This is a genomic window from Veillonella sp. 27098_8_77 (genome assembly GCF_041431535.1).
GTDB lineage: Bacteria > Bacillota > Negativicutes > Veillonellales > Veillonellaceae > Veillonella.
This window is the reverse complement of sequence record NZ_JAPVXW010000007.1, coordinates 68,983-90,572: the sequence shown is the minus strand read 5'-3', so window position 1 is coordinate 90,572 and position 21,590 is coordinate 68,983. Positions and strand designations below refer to the sequence as shown.

17 protein-coding genes are annotated in these 21,590 nt (G+C 39.4%); 13 read left to right on the top strand and 4 right to left on the bottom strand.

Features of this window, described 5'->3' with window-relative positions; genetic code table 11:
• Positions 1 to 121: 121 nt before the first annotated feature.
• The 3 genes from O3617_RS05845 to O3617_RS05835 all read right to left on the bottom strand — a co-directional run bounded on the left by O3617_RS05845 (position 122) and on the right by O3617_RS05835 (position 4,591).
• Positions 122 to 1,303 carry a multidrug effflux MFS transporter gene (locus tag O3617_RS05845; RefSeq protein ID WP_371449131.1) on the bottom strand — a complete coding sequence of 394 codons (1,182 nt, stop codon included), beginning with the start codon at positions 1,301 to 1,303 and terminating at the stop codon, positions 122 to 124.
• A 212-nt stretch (positions 1,304 to 1,515) separates the two neighbouring features.
• On the bottom strand, positions 1,516 to 3,153 hold the full coding sequence (locus O3617_RS05840) for an L-lactate permease (RefSeq protein WP_371449130.1): 1,638 nt from the start codon (positions 3,151 to 3,153) through the stop codon (positions 1,516 to 1,518).
• Positions 3,154 to 3,451: 298 nt separating this feature from the next.
• Positions 3,452 to 4,591, bottom strand: a complete 1,140-nt coding sequence (locus O3617_RS05835) for an Ldh family oxidoreductase (RefSeq protein WP_371449129.1) — start codon at positions 4,589 to 4,591, stop codon at positions 3,452 to 3,454.
• 606 nt (positions 4,592 to 5,197) lie between these two features.
• Between O3617_RS05835 and O3617_RS05830 the strand changes: the two genes are divergently transcribed.
• From O3617_RS05830 to cysK, 13 genes are all read left to right on the top strand, one after another.
• Positions 5,198 to 7,234, top strand: coding sequence for a molybdopterin-dependent oxidoreductase (locus O3617_RS05830; RefSeq protein WP_371449128.1), 2,037 nt, complete (start codon positions 5,198 to 5,200; stop codon positions 7,232 to 7,234).
• A 99-nt stretch (positions 7,235 to 7,333) separates the two neighbouring features.
• Positions 7,334 to 8,668 carry a branched-chain amino acid transport system II carrier protein gene (gene brnQ, locus O3617_RS05825; protein ID WP_371449127.1) on the top strand — a complete coding sequence of 445 codons (1,335 nt, stop codon included), beginning with the start codon at positions 7,334 to 7,336 and terminating at the stop codon, positions 8,666 to 8,668.
• Positions 8,669 to 8,854: 186 nt separating this feature from the next.
• The gene (locus O3617_RS05820) at positions 8,855 to 9,094 is read left to right on the top strand and encodes a DUF1653 domain-containing protein (protein WP_371449126.1); all 240 of its coding nucleotides are present in this window, start codon (positions 8,855 to 8,857) and stop codon (positions 9,092 to 9,094) included.
• 67 nt (positions 9,095 to 9,161) lie between these two features.
• Positions 9,162 to 9,938: an HAD-IIB family hydrolase gene (locus O3617_RS05815; protein WP_371449125.1), complete on the top strand. Its 777-nt coding sequence runs from the start codon at positions 9,162 to 9,164 to the stop codon at positions 9,936 to 9,938.
• 156 nt (positions 9,939 to 10,094) lie between these two features.
• Positions 10,095 to 10,733: a peptidylprolyl isomerase gene (locus O3617_RS05810; RefSeq protein ID WP_371449124.1), complete on the top strand. Its 639-nt coding sequence runs from the start codon at positions 10,095 to 10,097 to the stop codon at positions 10,731 to 10,733.
• Position 10,734: 1 nt separating this feature from the next.
• Positions 10,735 to 11,031, top strand: a complete 297-nt coding sequence (locus tag O3617_RS05805; RefSeq protein ID WP_371449123.1) for a GIY-YIG nuclease family protein — start codon at positions 10,735 to 10,737, stop codon at positions 11,029 to 11,031.
• 76 nt (positions 11,032 to 11,107) lie between these two features.
• A complete protein-coding gene (locus O3617_RS05800; RefSeq protein WP_371449122.1) occupies positions 11,108 to 11,566 on the top strand; it encodes a DUF1934 domain-containing protein in 459 nt (152 codons plus the stop codon).
• Positions 11,532 to 13,265 (top strand): arginine--tRNA ligase, encoded by a 1,734-nt coding sequence (gene argS, locus O3617_RS05795; RefSeq protein ID WP_371449121.1) that lies wholly within the window; start codon positions 11,532 to 11,534, stop codon positions 13,263 to 13,265. The genes O3617_RS05800 and argS overlap by 35 nt, the downstream gene beginning before the upstream one ends.
• A 15-nt stretch (positions 13,266 to 13,280) precedes the next feature.
• Entirely contained in the window at positions 13,281 to 14,891 is a 1,611-nt protein-coding gene (locus O3617_RS05790; protein ID WP_275249410.1) for a CTP synthase, read from the top strand.
• Positions 14,892 to 14,900: 9 nt separating this feature from the next.
• Entirely contained in the window at positions 14,901 to 15,113 is a 213-nt protein-coding gene (locus tag O3617_RS05785) for a hypothetical protein (RefSeq protein WP_371449120.1), read from the top strand.
• 184 nt (positions 15,114 to 15,297) lie between these two features.
• Positions 15,298 to 15,861, top strand: a complete 564-nt coding sequence (ahpC, locus tag O3617_RS05780; RefSeq protein ID WP_005384032.1) for an alkyl hydroperoxide reductase subunit C — start codon at positions 15,298 to 15,300, stop codon at positions 15,859 to 15,861.
• A gap of 393 nt (positions 15,862 to 16,254) precedes the next feature.
• The gene (locus O3617_RS05775) at positions 16,255 to 16,704 is read left to right on the top strand and encodes an Rrf2 family transcriptional regulator (RefSeq protein WP_371449119.1); all 450 of its coding nucleotides are present in this window, start codon (positions 16,255 to 16,257) and stop codon (positions 16,702 to 16,704) included.
• A 69-nt stretch (positions 16,705 to 16,773) separates the two neighbouring features.
• The gene (cysK, locus tag O3617_RS05770) at positions 16,774 to 17,709 is read left to right on the top strand and encodes a cysteine synthase A (protein ID WP_371449118.1); all 936 of its coding nucleotides are present in this window, start codon (positions 16,774 to 16,776) and stop codon (positions 17,707 to 17,709) included.
• A 160-nt stretch (positions 17,710 to 17,869) separates the two neighbouring features.
• Here the strand turns inward: cysK and O3617_RS05765 are convergent, their stop codons facing one another.
• Complete coding sequence (locus O3617_RS05765) at positions 17,870 to 21,196, bottom strand: subtype B tannase (protein WP_371449117.1); 3,327 nt, start codon at positions 21,194 to 21,196, stop codon at positions 17,870 to 17,872.
• Between the last annotated feature and the right edge of the window lie 394 nt (positions 21,197 to 21,590).

The window sequence follows — 21,590 nt, the reverse complement described above, 5'->3', positions numbered from 1 at the left end:
TGTAATCGTCAATTATATAATCACCATATATAGAAAAAAGCGTCCCTGATATATATCCCTTTTACTGGTTGTCCAGTAAAAGGAGTGCATATCACTAGGGACGCTTTCTTTATGAAATTAATTAATCTTCTTTAATCATGGTATAGAAGCATACTAATGCTAATACAGCACATACAACCATAACAATCCCCATAGGAATGCCAGTATGACTTCCACCAATACCAACCAATGGCGATACGAACCCAGCTGAAAACATGCCTGCGAATCCTAAAATAGCAGAGGCGCTACCTGCTTGGTGTCCATATTTCGCCATTGCCATAGAGAAACCTGTTGATCCAAATACAGATACGGTACAAACTGTAAAGAACAGAATGAGACTAGTTACAATAAAGGACCAATTAAAATACATCGCACAAAGGAATAGGATAGAGCCAATCGTTAATTGCAATAGACTGGTATGTAAAATGGTTTTAATTTTTACAACATTACTTACTTTGGCACTGATTACGCTAGCGAGGATAATACCGCAACTATTAATACCGAACATATAACTAAACTCTTGGGCAGATAAATTGAATATATTTTGATATACAAAGGATGAACCTGAAATATAGGCAAAGAAACTACCAAAGGCGAATAGCTGAACTAGAGTCTGGCCTAAGAAAGAACCATCTTTTAGTAGAGCACCGTAGTTTTTGAATGCTGTTGCTATACCACCGGAAATACGCTTTTCTGGTGGTAGGCTTTCAGTAAAAAAGAAAGAGCCCATAAGCAACACGGCAGAGAAAACGGCGAGGACAATAAAAATAAAGCGCCATGTAGAAAATAATAAAAGCTGACCACCTATAAGTGGTGCAATAACAGGAGCTAATCCGTTGACGAGCATGAGTAGAGACATGAGTCGCATTAATTCCTTGCCAGATGCAAAATCTCGGGAGATGGCCTTAGCAATAACAACGCCGATAGAACCTGTTAAGCCTTGTAAAAATCGTGCAACTAGTAAAATCTCAATATTGGGCGCAATAGCACAGAGTATACTGGCGATTACACAGAGGATATTGCCAATGATAAGTGGTTTTTTTCGCCCAAATGAGTCACTAAGAGGACCGCCAATTAATTGGCCAATAGCGATACCAAAAGTCATAATACCAATTGTCATCTGAATGAGGGACGCATTTGTATTAAGTTCATGAGGCATGATTGGTAATGCTGGTAAATATAAATCAGTACCTAGTGGTGTGATAGCCGTAAGAAGCCCCAGAAATACGACAATGAATAAAGAAATTTTCTTTGTAGACTCCATAAAATCTCCTATATTAAAAAGGGAAAAATAAAAGCCTGCGAATCGCACTTCGCAGACTGCATTTGATTTTATCTATTTAACAAGGTGTATTGTAACATGATTATTGAGAAAAAGCTATAGATTTATGTATGAGTAACAGGGATATTGCTTATTAGCATTTGAAAATAAAAAGAACAGCTCACGAATGAGCTGTTCTTTTATGTTACCAATTCTTAGAAGAACATGTGGTGAATTTCATGGATGAAATGTTGACCGAAGAAGGAGATACAACCATGCATGATGATGAAGATGATGAAGTATTTGAACGCGCTGTTCATGATAACACTTGCTTCGATTTCATGTTCTAAGTTGTGAGCTTCTTCCGCATTGATTTCTTTGTGGTTTTCTAAGTATGCTTTCAAAGCAGGACCTACGGCACCAATAGAAATTGCGATGGATTGAGGGGACAACATTTTGCCGATACCAGCTGCACCGGAGTTGACAGCTGCTAACCAGAAGCCAAGATCTTCATAACCAACAGGGTTTAAGCCTTGAGCTGCTGCGATTTGAAGTGGTCCAAACAATACGTTGGAGTTTGTACCGGAACCTGTTAAGAACGCACCCAATGCACCTACGATAGGAGCGAATAGAGGATACAAGGAACCTGTACCTGCAACCATTGCTTTCGCGATGTCTGCAGTCATACCGGAGTATGTCATCAATTTAGCAGTCATAACAACTGTGATGATTGTAAGGTATGTGAACTTCAAGTTTTTAACTGTGGAACCCAATGTACCGAAGATTTCACCAGCTTTTGCTTTTTGGATGAAACCACCAACGATACCAGCGATGAAAATCATGATACCAGGTGTTGCAATCCATACGAATGTGTAAGGTTTTGCACCAGGACCTTGGTAAATAGGTACAGATGTTTTAATGGATGCAAGAGGACCATTAATTGCAGGGAATAATTTAGAAGTTAATAACAATAATACGAAGATTAAAATGAATGGCATTGCCGCAATAAGACCTTCGCCACCAGATACTTTAGGAACTTCGCCAGTTTGTTTAACTGCGTATTGAGGATCATTAGGAGGCATAATTTTTGCACAAGCGATGATCACTGCCATGATTACGATGGATGCAGAAATTACGGATAATTCAGGACCCATTACGGCATTGATTATAGTTTCAGGAATAGCCAATGCTAAACCGGAAAGCAATGTTACAAGGAATACGCCTTTTAACGCTTTGATACCGCCACCGATAATCATAACTACGAAGAAAGGAGCGATAAGGTTAAGTAAGAATAATTGTACGGAAATGAATGTACCTAAATGGCTAGGATCAAGGCTAGTTAAGGAAGCCAATGTAGTTGTTGGGATACCAATGGAGCCGAATGTTGTTGGTACGGAGTTTGCAACGAGACATGCGATGATAGATTTTAGTGGGTCGAAACCTACGGCAACCATCATAGCTGCAGGAATTGCAACGGCTGTACCAAAGCCAGCCATACCTTCCATGAAAGCACCGAAGCCCCATGCAAGTAATAATGCAAGTACACGAGTATCAGATGTTACAGAGGAAAGCATGGTTTTAATAGTTTCCATAGCTTTCGTATGTACTACCAAGTTGTAAACGAAGATAGCCGCTGTAATAACTAATAGGATAGGCCAAATTGCCAATGCGGCACCTTCAAGGGCACCAGTGACCATAATAAATGGGTCGGATTGGAATGCTGTAATAGCGATGATGAAAGAACCAATTGCAGCAACACTTGTTGCTTGCCATGCAGGTAATTTCAAGATGGATAACGCTACGATCAACCAAATGATTGGAGCTAGCGCTAATAGAACGGTGAAAGCACTCATTTCTAAATATCATCCTTTCAAGAAAAATAAAAATATATGCTTAACAGGACGATGTAGCAATAATCAATTTAATTGATAAGTAAATCGCTATTATATTAAGTTGTAAAAGTTCAGTAATAATAAAAGATTACAATAAAATAACAGATATACTTATCAGAAAAAGTGATATATCTCTTAAAATTTTTTAACCTCATAGCCTATGAGGTTAAAAAAATATAAGAGAGGGGACATAAACAGTGTTTATGTCCCCCTCTGTACTAACTACATGTCCGTGTTAGGGCCAACACTAATTTAGATATTAGTAGTTACCTTTGAACATTGTAGCAGGAGCTTCTGGTACATAATCGCCGAAGTAGGATTTGAAGTCTAAACCTAATTCATTGCAAAGATCTTGAACTTCAAGCATTGTACCGTTAAGTACAGGGATGCCTTCAGCTTTAACTCTAGAAACAGATTCATGTTCTTTTTCGCCATGAGTATAGATGCGGTCTTGACCTTGAGCTTTAGGAGCTTCACGTAATTCTTGTAAGAATTGAGAGAAGTGTTTTTTGATTTCAGCTGGGTCACCGAAGAATTCAGGGTTGATAGCCATGAAGCCGTGGCAGATATTGGATTTGCCGCCAACCATACATTTATTGGAAGTACCACCTTGGGAAAGGATGGAGGAGAACAATTCAGCAATCATGCCGTTACCATAACCTTTGTGACCGCCAAGAACTTCTGTAGCACCACCTAAAGGAAGGATACCGCCGCCTTCATGACGGGAAATGTTACCCAATACTTCAGCTGCGTCAGTGGAAGGAACGCCGTCTTTGTTAACAGCCCAGCCATCTGGAGTAGCTTTGCCCATTTTGTTGTACATTTCAAGTTTACCACGAGTTACTACTGTAGTGGAGCAATCGAAGAAGAAGTCAACAGGATCAGCTGGTACAGTCCAAGCGATAGGGTTGGAACCAAGCATAGCTTTACGAGCATATACAGGAACCATGATTGCTTCGGAGTTTGTACAAGAGAAACCGATTAAGCCTTGGTCGGATGCCATTTTAGCATAGTAACCAGCGATACCATAGTGGTTGGAGTTGCGTACGGATACGATACCAACACCGGATTTTTTAGCTTTTTCGATAGCCATTTCCATAGCTTTGTGACCCAATAATTGGCCCATGCCGTCATGACCGTCGATAACTGCGGAGATTGGAGTTTCTTTTACGATTTCAGGTTTTGCATCGATTTTAATCAAGCCGTTGGAGATACCTTTGTGGTAACGTACCATACGTTGCATACCATGACTTTGGATACCGAATAAGTCGGAAGTCAAAAGTACGTCTTGAATGATGTCAGCTTCTTTTTCGGAAAAACCGAATTTTTGGAAAGCGTCCATGCAAAGTTTGTGAAGTGTTTCATAAGGGAAAAGTACAGTGTTTTTAGCTTCTGCCATTGTTAAAACCTCTTTTCAGAAAATATGACCTGATATAGTTGACTCCACTCCGGTATATCAATGAATGTGATATGATGTCCGGTGAGTTCTATATCCTCTCAAATGACAATGTCAGTATAGCACACAAAGTTGAGTTATTGAATAGTTTTACATAACTTAATGCATTACATAATTTGCATAACTTACGTGAAATTTATCACACAGGTTAACAAAAAGTACTGAAATAATCGATAATACCTTGAAATTACAAATTATGACTTTTGGTAATAGATACATTCCTGAACGTAAAAAATGGTACTTTTATGCGTTGCTCATCTGTTTGTATTGTAGGGGAGAAACTATAAATAAATACTGAAAAGTATCGATATTTATTATGTATCTACATGGTGTACATTAATAAAAGTTATAACGTCACATACTTATTTTGATAAGTAGTTTTGCTATATGCATTGATATACAATGTATTCATTGATACAAAGTTTGAAAAATATCGATATTTGTTAATTTTATTACAGATATAGTGGTATATGTATGATACTATAAATATACATATACATATACATATAAAATTACTGCTATAAATACGATGATAAGCGAGGTGCTTATATGAAAGAATATAAGAGCGTATGTCCTTATGACTGCCCAGATGCTTGTGGGCTTATACTTACAGTAGATGACAATAAAGTAATAAAGGTTCGTGGTAATAGAGAACACGCTTTCACACGAGGTACACTATGTCCTAAGATGGCTCATTATGAGCGCATTATTCATTCCCCAAAACGTTTGACGACACCATTACGTCGAATTGGTAAAAAAGGTATTGGTCCAGATCAATTTACATCCATTTCATGGGACGAGGCCTTAGAACGAATTGTAGAAAACTTTAAACATACTATTGATACCTATGGTAGTGAAAGTATTCTTCGTTATTCCTATGCGGGGACTATGGGGGCTGTAAATAGCCCTGCAGCGGATTATTTCTTCCGTTGTATTGGTGCTACTAGTCAAGATAGAGGGATTTGTTCTCCTGCAAAACAGGCAGCGTTTAAGTCCGTCTATGGAGATACAATTGCCATAAAACCACAAGAAGCACAATATAGTGATTTGATCATATTATGGAGTCTTAATGCGACGGCCACAGATGTACATATATTACACGATGTGAATGTAGCAAAACGAAACGGCGCTTCTGTATGGGTTATAGACACCCATAAAACATATACCTATGATCAAGGAACACATCATGTGTATGTAAAACCTGGTTCTGATGGTGCGTTGGCTCTTGGGATGATGCATATCATACATCGGGATGGTCTTGAGGATATTGCATTTATTCAAGCATATGTGCAAGGTTATGATGAGCTAGTACGAGATGTATTGCCTAAATTTACCCCAGAATATGTTTCCTCTATATGTGGTGTACCGGTTGAAATCATAGAAGAATTAGCTCATGCTTATGCAAAAGCAAAGGCTCCATTTATTCGTCTTGGTAGTGGTGTATCCCGCTATGGCAATGGTGCAATGAGTTGCCGGTGTATCAATGCACTCCCGGCTGTGGTAGGTGCATGGCAATATTCAGGTGGTGGCTTATTATCTAGTTCTAGTAGTAGCCAATATTTTAATAAATCATTTATGCAACAACCTAATACACCAACGCCGTCTAAACGGATGATGCCGATGATATTATTAGGGGATTTGTTGACAAATCCTAAAGCACTTCTAGAGCATGGATTAGAGGATACTAGTGGCGGAGTGCCCGTTCACAGTCTATATATCTTTTCATCAAATCCGGCTATAACGGCACCAAATCAAAATTTCGTTAGACAAGGTCTTATGAGAGATGATTTATTTACCGTTGTGCATGAACGCTTCTTTACAGATACATGTGCATATGCAGATATTATCTTACCAGCCACGAGCTCTGCTGAATCCGATGATATCTTTAATTCTTATGGACACTATACAATTGCGGCTAGTTACCAAGCTATTCCTCCGGTTGGTGAATCGAAATCTAATTGGCGAGTTATTTCTGAACTTGCTCAGCGTATGGGCTTAAATGATCCTTTCTTTGCCATGACAGAACGAGAACTAATTGAGCATATGGTTCGCAATTCGACTAAACTTTCACAAGACGAACAAGATGCCATTTTACGTGGCGACTTGGTTGAAGTAGCATTGCCAGACAATTATAAGATGGATTTTAAAACGCCGTCAGGCAAAATCGAAATCTTAAATCCTCGAGAATCGATTCCGTTGATTACCTATACAGAACCCTATGGCGATGATGAACCATTCTGGTTGATTATTGGTAATGATATACGCATATTAGATTCTAGTTTTTGTGAATTGGAATTTGATGACCCTGAATTGATGAAATTACGTATGCATCCAGATGATGCTGCGTTATATAACATTAATAATAGTGATGCTGTAGAGATTTATAATAATCGAGGGGCTGTTCGTATTAAAGTATATCTAGATGATACGGTACAACGAGGTACACTTGTGACCCTTGGCGTATGGTGGCAATCTCAGTCCAGTGACGCTAAGGTTGGAATTAATGCTATAACTGCATCTAGACCGACTGATGAAGCATGGGGAAGTACATTCTACGACGTACAAGTTAATCTTCGTAAGATGTAATGAAAGTTCGATATAATTCGTTTTTATTGTTGAACCGGAGTACCATATCATATATAATGTTATCTAATATGATAGTGTAGTATGAAGGGAGATAACCTTATGGATGGAAAAGAAAATCTATCACTGCGCGCCTATTTAGCCATAGGCATGATGTTATTCGCCCTATTCTTTGGTGCGGGAAATCTTATTTTTCCGGCCGCATTAGGTCAACACGCAGGGTCTAATGTAGGATGGGCATTGGCTGGTTTTGTATTAACCGGCGTAGGTTTACCATTACTTGGTGTTATGGCCATGGGCTATTCTGGATGTAAAGACGTTGAGGAATTAGCGAGTCGTGTACATCCAATATATGGACTTATTTATACAGTGGCACTATATTTGAGCATTGGTCCTATGTTCGCAACACCAAGAACCGGTACTGTAGCCTATGAAATTGCAATTAAGCCATTTATGCAGGGCATAACCATGGATATGCAACCGTTATTTCTTGCTATATTCTTTGGCATTTCCTTGTGGCTATCGATTAGTCCTCAAAAGCTTGTCAATCGTATAGGTAATATATTGACACCTGCTTTATTACTCGTCATTTTATTGCTTATTGTTAAATCTTTTATTACGCCTATTGGGCCTTATACAGTACCACAAGAAAATTATGCAACAATTGGTGCAGCGATACGACAAGGCTTCCTTGATGGATATAATACGATGGATGCATTGGCTTCTGTGGTATTTGCTATTCTCGTAATCGATTTTGTACGTCTTACCGGTGCTACATCTCGGGACGTCATTACGAAAACCGTGATGGAGGTAGGCGCTATTGCGGTTGCATTACTCGGTATTGTGTATATATTCATTGCGAACATCGGCGCTACAAGCGTAGAACGATTTGGCTTGTTTGATACCGGCGCACCTGTCTTAACAGCAAGTGCTGAATTCCTCTTTGGTGGAGTTGGTCAAATTATTTTGGCAATCATTGTTCTATTAGCTTGCTTGAGCACGAGCATTGGTCTTATTACTTCTTGTAGTGCTTATTTTAATAAGTTATATAGTAAAATTAGCTATAAGTTGTACGTAGTTATTTTCTCTGTAGCAGCCTTTATATTAGGACTTTTCGGATTGAAAACAATTATTAGTGCCGCTATTCCGGTACTAATGTTACTCTATCCGTTAACCATCGTAATTGTACTGTTGGCATTGGGAAATAATTTGTTTGGTGGACGCCGTTGCGTATACTGCTGGACCATTGGCCTAACAATGATTTCTGCCTTGATGAGTGGTTTAGAAACAGCTGGTTGGGCACCTGATGCTATTGAAAGTTTATTCACTCAATACATTCCATTCCAAGGTGTCGGCATGGGCTGGTTGAGCTTCGCTATTCTCGGCTTTATCATAGGTCTTATCCATAAGGGTTTGGCTTCAGATACAACTAAATAAATTTATACTATTACTCGCATTCTCTTTTTCTACTTTATTGGTCAGTTCTTCTTAGAAGAATTACAGTGGAAGAAAAGGGGGATGCGAGTCTTTTATTTATAGTAATAAAATCTTTTTTCAAATAGCCTTTCCTAGTATAATATTTAATAAGAAATGAAAGATCGTTTTTAATAAGTAGAGGTAGTTATGAACGAAATCGTAAAAGGTGGTTTGTATCGTCATTTCAAGGGTATGTATTATTACGTATTAGATGTGGCTACACATTCTGAAACGGGTGAAAAATTGGTGGTATATCAAAAACTATATGATGAACGTGATTTGTATGTGCGTCCCTTAGACATGTTTTGTAGTGATGTGGATCGAGCTAAATATCCTGATGTGAAACAGCAAAAGCGCTTTCAGTTAATGAGTGGACGAGATGAATAGTATTCGATGGAGCTAATAATAGTTTGTATATGAGCTTATATAGCGGCAGATAGATAGGAGAGGACTTGTGGAACGAAAATTTTTCTTTTTTGATATCGATAATACATTGGCCGTGTGGCCTGAAGGAAAAATACCAGATAGTGCTCAATATTGTATAGATGAGTTGCAACGTCGTGGACATCTAGTTTCAATTGCAACGGGGAGGATACAAGTCGATGCCATGCGTTTTGCAGAGCAAGCTAGAATTACGAATGTAGTTGCTGATGGTGGCCATAGTATAACCATAGATGGAAAATTGGTATCTATGATTGGCATGAATCGAGATATGTGTATTCAATATTTAGAATATTTAGAATCGAAACATATTCCATGGGCCGTAACAGACCGCAATAAATTGGGGCGCATTACACCATATAAAGAAATACTAGAATGGCACCCTGATTGGGATGTTTTTAAAACTGTGGTAGATCCAGAATTCGACTTTCACAGTGTAGAAGATTTCTATAAAATCTATGTATTTTTCAAGGATGGCGAAGAAGAGGAAAAAGATATTGAGCATATGACGCACAAGCTTATTCGGTATGGAGATGGTTGCGTCTTATATGAACCGATGGAAAAAGCATTGGGCGTTCGCAATATGATCGGACATTTCGACATGAAGCCAAATCAAGTTGTCGTTTTTGGTGATGGCTATAATGATTTGTCCATGTTTAGACCGGAATGGTTAAATATTGCCATGGGAAATGCTCGTCCGGAACTTAAATTAGAGGCCGATTATGTTACAACTGACTGTGATAAAGATGGCATTTATAATGCGTGCAAACACTTTGGTTGGATTGATTGAGGGCTAATATAAGCTTTTTTTGATTGGAAAATTTATAGAATTTTAAAGAAATTCATAGTGAAAACATGATATACTAATAAAGAGCCGCTCACGGGTTGAGCGGTTTTTCTATGTATATATAATTTGGGGAAATACTATATTTTGTGAGGGATTATCATGAATGTTAAAAGAATATTAGGCTGTGCTCTGTTGGGGGGCATGATGGTAGTAACTGCAGCGTGTGGCAATAATAGTGCAGATAAAACACTTACACCGGTTGCGCAAGCTGAAACTGTTAATAAGATGCCTAATTTTACAAATGCACCGATTGCTGATGAATATGCGATTTTTGATACAAATTATGGGCAAATTAAAATTCGCCTCTATGGTTCTAAAGCGCCGATTACCGTTAAAAACTTTGATTACCTTGTTAAAAAAGGCTTTTATAATGGCGTTACGTTCCATCGTGTTATCGATGGATTTATGATTCAAGGTGGCGACCCAACAGGCACAGGTGCAGGTGGTCCTGGTTATGAAATTCCAGATGAATTTTCTAATGACCTTCATTTCAATAAAATGGGTGTTCTTGCGATGGCAAATCGTGGACCGAACACAGGTGGTTCTCAGTTTTTTATTACCTTGGGACCTACCCCTCATCTCGATAATAAACACACCATCTTTGGCGTAGTCGTACAAGGAATGGATGTGGTTGAAAAAATTGGTAAGGTAAAAACGGATAAAAATGATAAGCCTGTTGATCCTGTGACCATTAATTCCATAACTATTGAACCGATTAAGGATGATGCTAGTAAATAAGATGGATCATGAACAATTTTTCACGTATATTGTGCGATGTGCTGATGAAAGCTTGTATTGCGGGTGGACAACGGATTTAAAAAAACGGATGGATGCTCATAATGGCGTTATTAAAGGTGGAGCTAAGTACACAAAATGTCGTAGACCGGTGTATTTGGTGTATCATGAAAGCTTTCAAAGTAAACAAGAGGCACAATCGCGAGAATATGCTATTAAACATCTCAATAGAGCGCAAAAATTGCTCCTTATTGCATCAGGTGAGAACGGTGAAATAGAACGTATAAATCTATTGAAATAGGATGTACAAAACATTCAAAACGACCCTTGTTTGTGCTATAATATATTGATATGTTATGACCATGGAGGAGAAAAACATGAAACGGGTTCTAGTATCCGTAAAAAGTGTACAACGAGACATAGATGGGCAGGATACTGTGGTGGAATTAATTTCTCCAGGTACTTCGCATGAAAAGAACGGAGTCCAATATATTCGCTATGAAGAATCGAGCGTAACAGGTCTTGAAGGGGTTAAGACGACCATCAAGATTTATGAAGATTCCATTGTTCTTTTGCGTACTGGTGCTGTCAATATGCGGCATCAATACATTCGCGGTGAGAAACGCCAGTCCACATATGAAACGCCATTAGGCGATCTTCACATGGCCGTAAAAACACATGAATTAACAGTAGACTTTCACAATGGAACGGGTCGTGTTCATTTAGGATATGATATTTCCATAGAAGGTGAATGGCAATTTTATAATCAGTTAGATATAGACGTGCGGGAGGATACAGAGCATGGACATGAAGGAAATCCTGAAATCGGGGATTGAACAGGCATTACAAGAAACGATTAATAGTGGTGGTTTGCCAGCTGGGGAATATCCAGAAATCGTTCTAGAAGTGCCACCTCAAAAGGAATTCGGCGATTTTTCTACGAACATTGCCATGCAATCCGCACGTGTGGCTCGTCAAAACCCTCGGGCTATTGCAGAGGCATTAATCAGTCATATGGATTTTGATTGGCTTGAACGTGCTGAAGTAGCTGGCGCTGGTTTTATCAACTTCTTCTTAAAATCCGATATGGTGTATGATACGTTGAAAGCTATCTTGAATGCTGGTAATCAATATGGTGTGCAACCATTGCGTGCTCGCGATACAATTCAAGTAGAATACGTAAGTGCGAACCCAACAGGCCCTTTGCACGTAGGTCATGGTCGTGGCGCTGCTTATGGTAGTGCACTTGTAAACTTGTTGCGTGCAGCAGGTTACAATGTACAATCTGAGTACTATATTAATGATGCGGGTAACCAAATCGACAATATGGCGATTTCCATCGAGTACCGTTTCCAAGAGTTACAAGGTGCTACATTGGTATTCCCACCTAAACGCAATGAAGATGGTTCCATGCCAGAATTCGATGTTCCAGAAGGGGCTCTTGTGTTCCCTGAAAACGGTTATCGTGGTCCTGATATTATCGAAACAGCGAAAGCAATTGCGGAACGCGAAGGCTTTGATACATTAAATGATATGAACGAAGCTGATCGTGTAGCTTTGTTCAAAGAAGAGGGCTTGAAAGAAAAATTAGCTCGTTTAGAAGAAACATTACGCAATTTCCGCGTTACCTTTGATAATTGGTTCTCTGAACGTACCGTTCATGAAACAGAAGAAATTCACCACTCCGTAGAGGCTTTGAAAGCTCTTGGCAAGGTGTATGAAAAGAATGGCGCTTTGTGGTTAAAATCCACAGATTATGGCGATGATAAAGACCGCGTTGTCATCCGTGACAATGGTGTGCCTACATATTTGGCAGCAGATATTGCATACCATCGCAATAAATATGATCGTGGCTTTAAAGAAATGATCGACATTTGGGGCGCTGACCATCATGGTTATGTATGCCGTGTAAAAGCGGCTATGGCGGCTTTTGGTTACGACCCAGATAAATTAACTGTATTGTTATTACAAATGGTAGCGTTATTCCGTGATGGCAAACTCGTTAAATTGTCTAAACGTAGTGGCGATAGCGTTACATTAGATGAATTGATTGAAGAGGTTGGTGTAGATGCATCTCGTTACTTCTTCTTGATGCGTTCTCTAGACAGTCAACTTGATTTTGATATCAACTTGGCAAAATCTCGTAGCAATGATAACCCAGTGTATTATATTCAATATGCTCATGCGCGTATTCACAGCATTTATAACCAAGTGCGTGAAGCGGGCATTGCATTTGGTGATTATAGTGAAACTGATTTCACAACACTTACAAGTGAAATGGAATTAGAATTAATTAAGAAATTAGCTGAATATCCAGAAGAGGTTGTTCAATCTGCTGAACATCGTGCACCTCATCGTATTGCTCGTTACTTATACGATTTGGCAAGCATGTTCCACTCCTTCTATCGTCAAGGTCGTATCATTGGCGTAGATCCAGCGTTGCAACAAGCTCGTCTTGGGTTAATCACAGCGATTGCCCTCGTACTTCGTCAAGGCTTGGGTATTTTAGGTATTTCCGCTCCGGAAAAAATGTAATAGGTGGGAGGCATCATGGCAACTAAGTATATTTTCGTAACAGGCGGCGTAGTTTCTTCCTTGGGAAAAGGGATTACAGCTGCATCTTTGGGCCGATTATTGAAAAACCGTGGTTTTAATGTAACCATTCAAAAATTTGACCCATATATCAATATTGATCCTGGTACAATGAGTCCTTACCAACATGGCGAAGTATTTGTAACCGATGATGGTGCTGAAACAGACTTGGACTTGGGCCACTATGAACGCTTTATTGATATTAATCTTAGTAAACGTTCCAATATTACTGCTGGTAAGGTGTATTGGTCTGTTATCAATAAGGAACGTAAGGGTGACTATTTAGGTAGCACTGTTCAAGTTATTCCTCATGTGACAAATGAAATTAAACAAAACGTATACCGCGTAGGTAAAGAAGATAATGCCGATGTAGTTATCACTGAAATCGGTGGTACTGTTGGCGATATTGAAAGCTTGCCATTCATGGAAGCAATTCGCCAAGTTAAAAAAGATGTAGGTCGTAACGATGTATTGTATATTCACGTTACATTGGTACCGTACATCAATGCAGCCGGTGAATTAAAAACAAAACCTACCCAACATAGCGTAAAAGAATTGCGCGGTATTGGTATTCAACCAGACATCTTGGTATGCCGCAGTGAAAAACACATTTCCGACGAAATGAAGGAAAAATTGGCATTGTTCTGTGACGTAGAGCCAGCCGCTGTAATTGAAAACCAAACTTGTGACTCCATCTATGAAGTACCATTGATGATGCAAGATCAAGGCCTTGATGATATTGTTATCAAGAAATTGGGCCTTGAAGAACGCCCTTGCGATATGACTGCATGGAAAGAAATGGTTCATAAAATCTTGAACCCTAGCAAAGACATTACTGTAGCTATCGTAGGTAAATATGTAGCGTTGCACGATGCGTATCTTTCCGTGGCAGAAGCATTGAGCCATGCTGGTATCGAAACTGATACTAAGGTAAACATTCGTTGGATTGATTCCGAAGAACTCGATGATATTTCTGTAGATCCTAAAGAAGTATTCGAAGGCATTGATGGTATCGTTGTTCCTGGTGGCTTTGGTTCCCGTGGCGTAGAAGGTAAAATCCGTACAATCAATTATGTTCGTGAGAACAAGGTTCCATTCCTCGGCTTATGCCTTGGTATGCAATCTGCTGTAATGGAATTTGCTCGTAACGTATGTGGCATGGAAGGTGCTACATCTAGCGAATTTGATGAAGATGCAAAATACAAGGTTATCGACTTGATGAGTGATCAAGTCGATGTAGATAAAAAAGGTGGTACAATGCGCCTTGGTATCTACCCATGTAAATTGGAAGCGGGTACAAAAGCTCGTGAAGTATATGGTGAAGACCTTGTATACGAACGTCATCGTCATCGTTATGAATTCAACAATGAATACCGTCAACAATTGAGTGATGCAGGCCTTGTTATTTCTGGTACATCTCCAGATGGTCGTCTTGTTGAAAGTATCGAAGTTAAGGACCATCCATTCTTCGTTGCTACACAAGCACATCCAGAATTGAAATCTCGTCCAAATAATGCGCATCCATTATTCCGCGGATTTGTAGACGCAATTTTAGAACTAAAAAAATAGAGAACAGAAATGGGATCCATTTTATCTATTATCGGTATCTTTATATTAGCTGCTCTCAAGCTAGAACAGTTTGTATATGGTAAATCTGGTAAAGAACAATCTACGACGGGGCATATAGCACGACGAGGTATTGCTAATCTAGCAGGTTTAATTGCTTTTGATTATGCTATAAGCAGTAAGACTGTTGTAGTAAAGAAAAAGAAGAAAGATGCTCAGAAATGAGCATCTTTCTTCTTTTTTATCTACATCGAAAAATCTTGGAAAAATATATCGATAAATTTAAAAATAACGCTTGCTATTTTAAATGATTAGTGTTATTATATAGACAAAGATAGATATAGATTTGATGTAGGTACATCAATAGAACATATATTAATCGTTATTTAGAAATATAAAGGAGGACACAATGTCTATTATTGGTAAGAAACTCCCTGAATTTACACTTGATGCTTTCAAGAAACCTGAATTAGTAAAAGTAAGCACCGCTGACGTTTTAGGTAAATGGTCTGTATTCGTATTCTATCCAGCAGATTTTACATTTGTATGCCCTACTGAATTAGAAGACGTACAAGAATCTTATGCAGAATTAAAAGAATTGGGTTGCGAAGTTTACTCCGTATCCACTGATTCTGAATATGTTCATAAAGCATGGTCTGATGCTTCTCCAAGCATTAATAAAATCGAATACTACATGTTGGCTGATAAGAAACACGAATTAGCTGATTTCTTCGATGTATTCGATCCTGAATCTGCTATGGCATACCGCGGTACATTCGTAGTTGACCCAGAAGGCATTATCCGAACAGCGGAAATTCACGATATGGGTATCGGTCGTTCCGCAGAAGAACTTGTTCGTAAAGTACAAGCGGCTCAATTCGTAGCTAAACATGGCGACCAAGTGTGCCCTGCACGTTGGAAACCAGGTAAAGATACATTAACACCAGGTCTTGACCTAGTAGGTAAAATCTAAGATTACTAGATAGACCAACAACCTCCTCAAATGACAATACTTGGGCACGGATCGTATCTCCAACGATACCGGTAAGCCCCATTACATGGTGAAACACTCTCCAATTCACCAATGTAAACCTCATATAACAAACTACAAACTATACGCAAAAAGACCAGTCTTCGGACTGGTCTTTTTGTCGTAGTATGTCGTAGTATATCCATTTAGTATAGGTAAATACTGTTATTTGTAAAACCTTTTAACAAAGTAGGAAATAAACCCTTGCATTTTTACAGTTAGTATTCTATAATAAAATTAATTCCTAGCGATGTACAAGGTTTTATGTATTCGCATAGGAGGTATATAAAATGTTTGTTCAAGGGGCGCTAGCTTTTAAAAAGAAAGGCAATATACATGAGAATTTCTACAAAAGGAAGATATGCATTGATGGTTCTCATCGATCTAGCTGAGCAAGGTCAGGGAAAACCAGTGTCATTACGTTCTGTTGCAGAACGACAAGGCATATCTGAGAAATATTTAGAAGGTATTGTGGCTCGATTAGGAGCGGCCAGTTTAGTTGATAGCATTCGTGGTAAATACGGCGGCTATCGTTTATCTAAAAAACCTAATGAATATACAATCATTGAAATTTTGATGGCTACAGAAGAATCGATGGCTATTATTTCATCTCTAGATGAAGGTGTTTCCGCGGATGATGTTATTAATGAGCGTACTGTTGGGTTCTGGGCTGGGCTACAAAATTACATTCACGATTATCTAGAAAGTGTGACCTTACAAGATGTTATCGATGGTACATACGCAAAACTAGATACAAAATATGATAATTGGGATGGCTCTATTTAAGAGGCACATAATTATATATTACATACCATTTATAGTATCCATAATATCCGAATATAAGGAGTGTTGATTATGTCTAAAATCGCAAAATCTTTTGTTGAATTAATTGGTAAAACACCATTGTTGGCAGCTACTCGTTTTGGTGAAAGCGTAGGTGCTGATGCTAATATTTTAGCTAAACTTGAATACTTTAACCCAGGTGGTTCCGTAAAGGATCGTATCGCAGCTGCTATCATTCAAGCTGCTGTTGCATCTGGTGAATTACAACCAGGTGGTACTATTGTAGAAGCTACATCTGGTAATACAGGTATTGGTTTATCCGCTGTAGGCGCTGCGCTTGGTTATAAGGTTGTTATCGTAATGCCTGAAACAATGTCCATCGAACGCCGTAAATTGATGCTTGGCTATGGTGCACAACTCGTATTAACTGATGGTGCACTTGGTATGAAAGGCGCGATTGCAAAAGCAAAAGAAATCGTAACAGCTACTGCTGGTGCTGTAGAAGCAGGCCAGTTCGTAAACCAAGCTAATCCTGCAATTCACTATAAAACTACAGGCCCTGAAATCTGGGGTGACACAGATGGTGCTGTAGATATTTTCGTAGCTGGTGTTGGTACAGGTGGTACATTAACTGGTACAGGTCGTTTCTTGAAAGAACAAAATCCTGATGTTAAGGTTGTAGCTGTAGAACCTAAAGACTCTGCTGTATTATCTAACGGTAAACCAGGCCCACATAAAATCCAAGGTCTTGGTGCAGGTTTTATTCCTGAAACATTGGATACTAAAATCTATGATGAAGTTATCCAAGTTGCAAACGAAGATGCTTTCACAACAGCACAAGACTTCGGTCATACACAAGGTATCTTGGTAGGTATTTCCTCCGGTGCTGCATTGTGGGCCGCTGCAGAATTGGCAAAACGTCCTGAAAATAAAGGTAAGAATATTGTAGTTATCCTTCCAGATACAGGCGAACGTTACTTGTCTACTGCATTATTCCCTGAAGATTAATAATATTTCAATATAATACTAGTAATAAAGGCGTCCTGCTTGTTTAGTACGCCTTTGTTGTCGATATAAGATAAAATAACAAACAAGGCTGTAATAGCATCATGGATAGATGCTATTACAGCCTTGTTACGTTATGGAATAAGTTTATAATCGAGATAGATTATCTACCGTTTTTTACAATAGAATCCATCCAGTTGAATAAATCTTGCAAATCGTAATCGCCAGCGTGATCCACAGCAAATGGTGTAGCCATGTCTACACTATATCCAAGATTTTGTGCACGAGTGCCCACGATTAATGGGATAGCAACGGATGTATTGCTGTCTGCTGTACCGTAGCGAATTCGATAATATTTAGCATTTGTTGCACTCGGAGAACCAAGATAGTTCATAGGGTTCATCATAGTAACGATTTTAGCGTTTTCTACATATACATCATTATTAGGCGTTGTATCATGTAGTGCTGCTGTAATCGTGAAGTGATTAGTTTCGCTAGTGCTTGTACCGAATAGGCTATTTTCACCAGAATCATTAGATCTAGAGTCGAATGCACCTGGTGCTTTAGAGCGACTAGTAAAGCTATTATAAGCGTCCCAATCAATATCTTTCACCATACCTGTATTCTTATCTAATACAAGGAAGGAATAGCGAGATAAATCAGTACCATTAGATTTAGCTTTATTAGCTGCATCGATAATGAAAGATTTTACATATTGCTTGAATGTGCCATTACCTTTCTTATCGAGTTTTAAAATGACGCCCGTTCTATCGCGTAATTGTAAGTTATTTACATAGTCAGGGAAGTGGCTCTTAAGTAAATCAGAATATGCCACATCATCACTCGTTAGGTTTACACGTTGTACACTGCGTTGGATTGGAGCTGGCGCACCACCTACATTAGCTTGAGGTAATTCGCCTTGTCCCATAGTTACTTTGTTAAATGATGTGATGCCGTTATAGCTCCATTCGTAAGCCATATCTGCAGCATCTAGATTTGTAATCGGTGCATAAGCAGAGGACGCATATACATCAGTAGATGCTGTAGCAGCGCCAAGGGCTTGTAGATATGGTTGGTAATCAGATGTATTACCTGTTGCACCTTGTAATAAGGAAACGGCACCGCCTGCGCTAGTACCATTCGTAATAATACGTTTTGCGTTACCTGGCATAGTCGCATCATTAGCGTGCAAATAAGCTGTAGCCGCTTGTAAGTCTACAATGACTGCAGGTGCTTTGCCGATGAAGTTACCATCAGATGCTTTATTTGTACGGCCTCGTGTAGCAGGGGATGCAACAACATAACCTCTAGATAATGCATAGAGAGCACTATTTGGTTTATTATTTTCTACCTTTGGTGCCATAGGTTGGCTTGGCATATAACCGCCAACATTATTTGGCATAAAGATTGGTGCTGTTTGTGTATTATAACCATTTACAGTGCCATTATTGAAATACTCTTCAGGTATGTAAATGTTCATGTACTGCTGATCAATATCGATAGGATTTGATACATATGGGATATATTCAAATGCGCGATATTTAATCTCTTTATTATCCACCGTACCCGTCATTGACTCGTAATTATTGATGTCAAAGGTGAGGGTAATCTTTGCAGATGTATCAGCTTGTAATGGTGGATCAATTGGCTGTGAAAGTATATTCTTTTCACCCGTTGTAGTAGAACCTTTTGTAGATGCCTGGTTGCGCTCATTAATATAGGATTCAGGTAATTTAGGCTCTTGGGTTTGCTTCGCTTCAGCTTCTGCTCGAGCTTTTGCTTCGGCCTGAGCCTTAGCCTCCGCCTCGGCTTTAGCCTTTGCTTCTTGTTCTGCTTTAGCTTGTTCTGCTGCAATACGCTCTTGTTCAGCCTTAATAGCTGCTTGGCGCTGAGCCTCAGCTTCCGCTTGAGCCTTAGCTTTTGCTTCTTGCTCTGCTTTAGCTTGTTCCGCTGCAATACGCTCTTGTTCAGCTTTAATAGCTGCTTGGCGTTGAGCTTCAGCAGCTGCTTCTGCTCGAGCTTTTGCTTCTGCTTCCGCTTGGGCTTTTGCAGCAGCGTCAGAAGCTGCCTTTGCTGCGGCTGCATCTAGACGAGCTCTTTCTGCATCTGCTTCAGCTTGTTCAGCAGCGATACGTTCTTGTTCCGCTTTAATAGCAGCTTGACGTTGGGCTTCGGCTTGCTGAGCAGCGATACGTTCTTGTTCTGCTTTAATAGCAGCTTGACGTTGGGCTTCGGCTTGCTGAGCCGCGATGCGTTCTTGTTCTGCTTTAATAGCGGCTTGGCGTTGAGCCTCGGCCTGTTGAGCCGCGATACGTTCTTGTTCTGCTTTAATAGCCGCTTGACGTTGGGCTTCGGCTTGCTGAGCAGCGATACGTTCTTGTTCTGCTTTAATAGCAGCTTGACGTTGGGCTTCGGCTTGCTGAGCCGCGATGCGTTCTTGTTCTGCTTTAATAGCGGCTTGGCGTTGTGCCTCAGCTTGCTGAGCAGCGATGCGTTCTTGTTCCGCTTTGATAGCAGCCTGGCGTTGAGCCTCGGCTTGCTGAGCAGCGATGCGTTCTTGTTCCGCTTTGATAGCAGCTTGACGTTGAGCCTCAGCTTGTTGAGCTGCAATACGCTCTTGTTCCGCTTTGATAGCAGCTTGACGTTGAGCTGCTTGTTGCTGAGCTAATAACTCAGCTTGGCGCTGTGCCTCTTGTTGTTGAGCCAATAATGCAGCTTGACGTTGAGCTTCTGCAGCTCGTTCTGCTGCCATTTGGCGCACTGCTTGCGCTTGTTCATTGCTTTGTTGTTGCATAGCTTCTTGTTGTGCAGCTTGTTCTTCCGCTAATTTAGCTAGACGTTCGCGTTCAGCACGTTGTAGATCGCGAATGGTTAATGTCCGTTTTGCTACAACTGCTTTAGTCGTTGTCGTGTTGGCAACTACCATTGGCGTTGTAGATTGCTCTTGTACAACAATAGGTGTGCGTTGTACTTGGGTTGTTTGTGTTTGTTGCTTTCCATCTACTTGCTTTTGTACGGTAACAGGCTCAGTTTTGCGTTGTACATTGATTAAACTATGCATAGCCAATGTCGGCTCCATCATAGTATTCGTTTGTTTGTTAACAACGTATTGTGGTTGTGAAACGGCTCTATATTGTTCCTCTAAAGCTTTAGCCGTATCTGGAACTGGTACTGGGCGCACACGAGGGACCATAGGCGTTACTTTTGGAGCTGATTGTACTGTATCACCTTGTTGTATTTGTACATTTTGTGCAACTGCTGGTTGAGGAGTAATCACTGTTGGCTGTGTAGTTGGTGCCGTAGGTTGAGTATCCATTGGTCGTACGACTGGAGTCGCTACATTATTAATAGTTTCTGTCGTTGATTCAGAAGTAGTCTTACATCCTACTAAATCATTCATGTTAAGGACCGGAGCTGCGTGAGCAACGCCACCCAATGCTGCTGCTGCAAAAAACGCAGCAGTCACTTGACGTTTCTTAGATGATTTCATGAATTATTCTCCGAACTAGATTTCAAATAATAATTTATAATTTTAAAAATTATTTATATTTATATAGTTTATCATAAATATGGTTAATTGTACAATTTCCCAAAATATAGGTTATATCAAGTGAAAATGGTATTACAGGAAATTAGAAATTTAGAATTAAATTTAAAATTATATGTTATAGAGGCATAATAGTTGATTAGAGAACAGAAGAGAAACTAAATCATCTAAATGTTGAGAAGATAAAGTATATCAAGTAATTTGTAATAAGGTTAAGACTGGTTATGTAGTTATTTCTAAATTTGTAAAAATAGCGGTAAGAAAAAAACTGTAGCAGAAGGTAATACTACTATAATAATTGATGGTAATACAGGTATTAATGCTGACAATTTGAAGT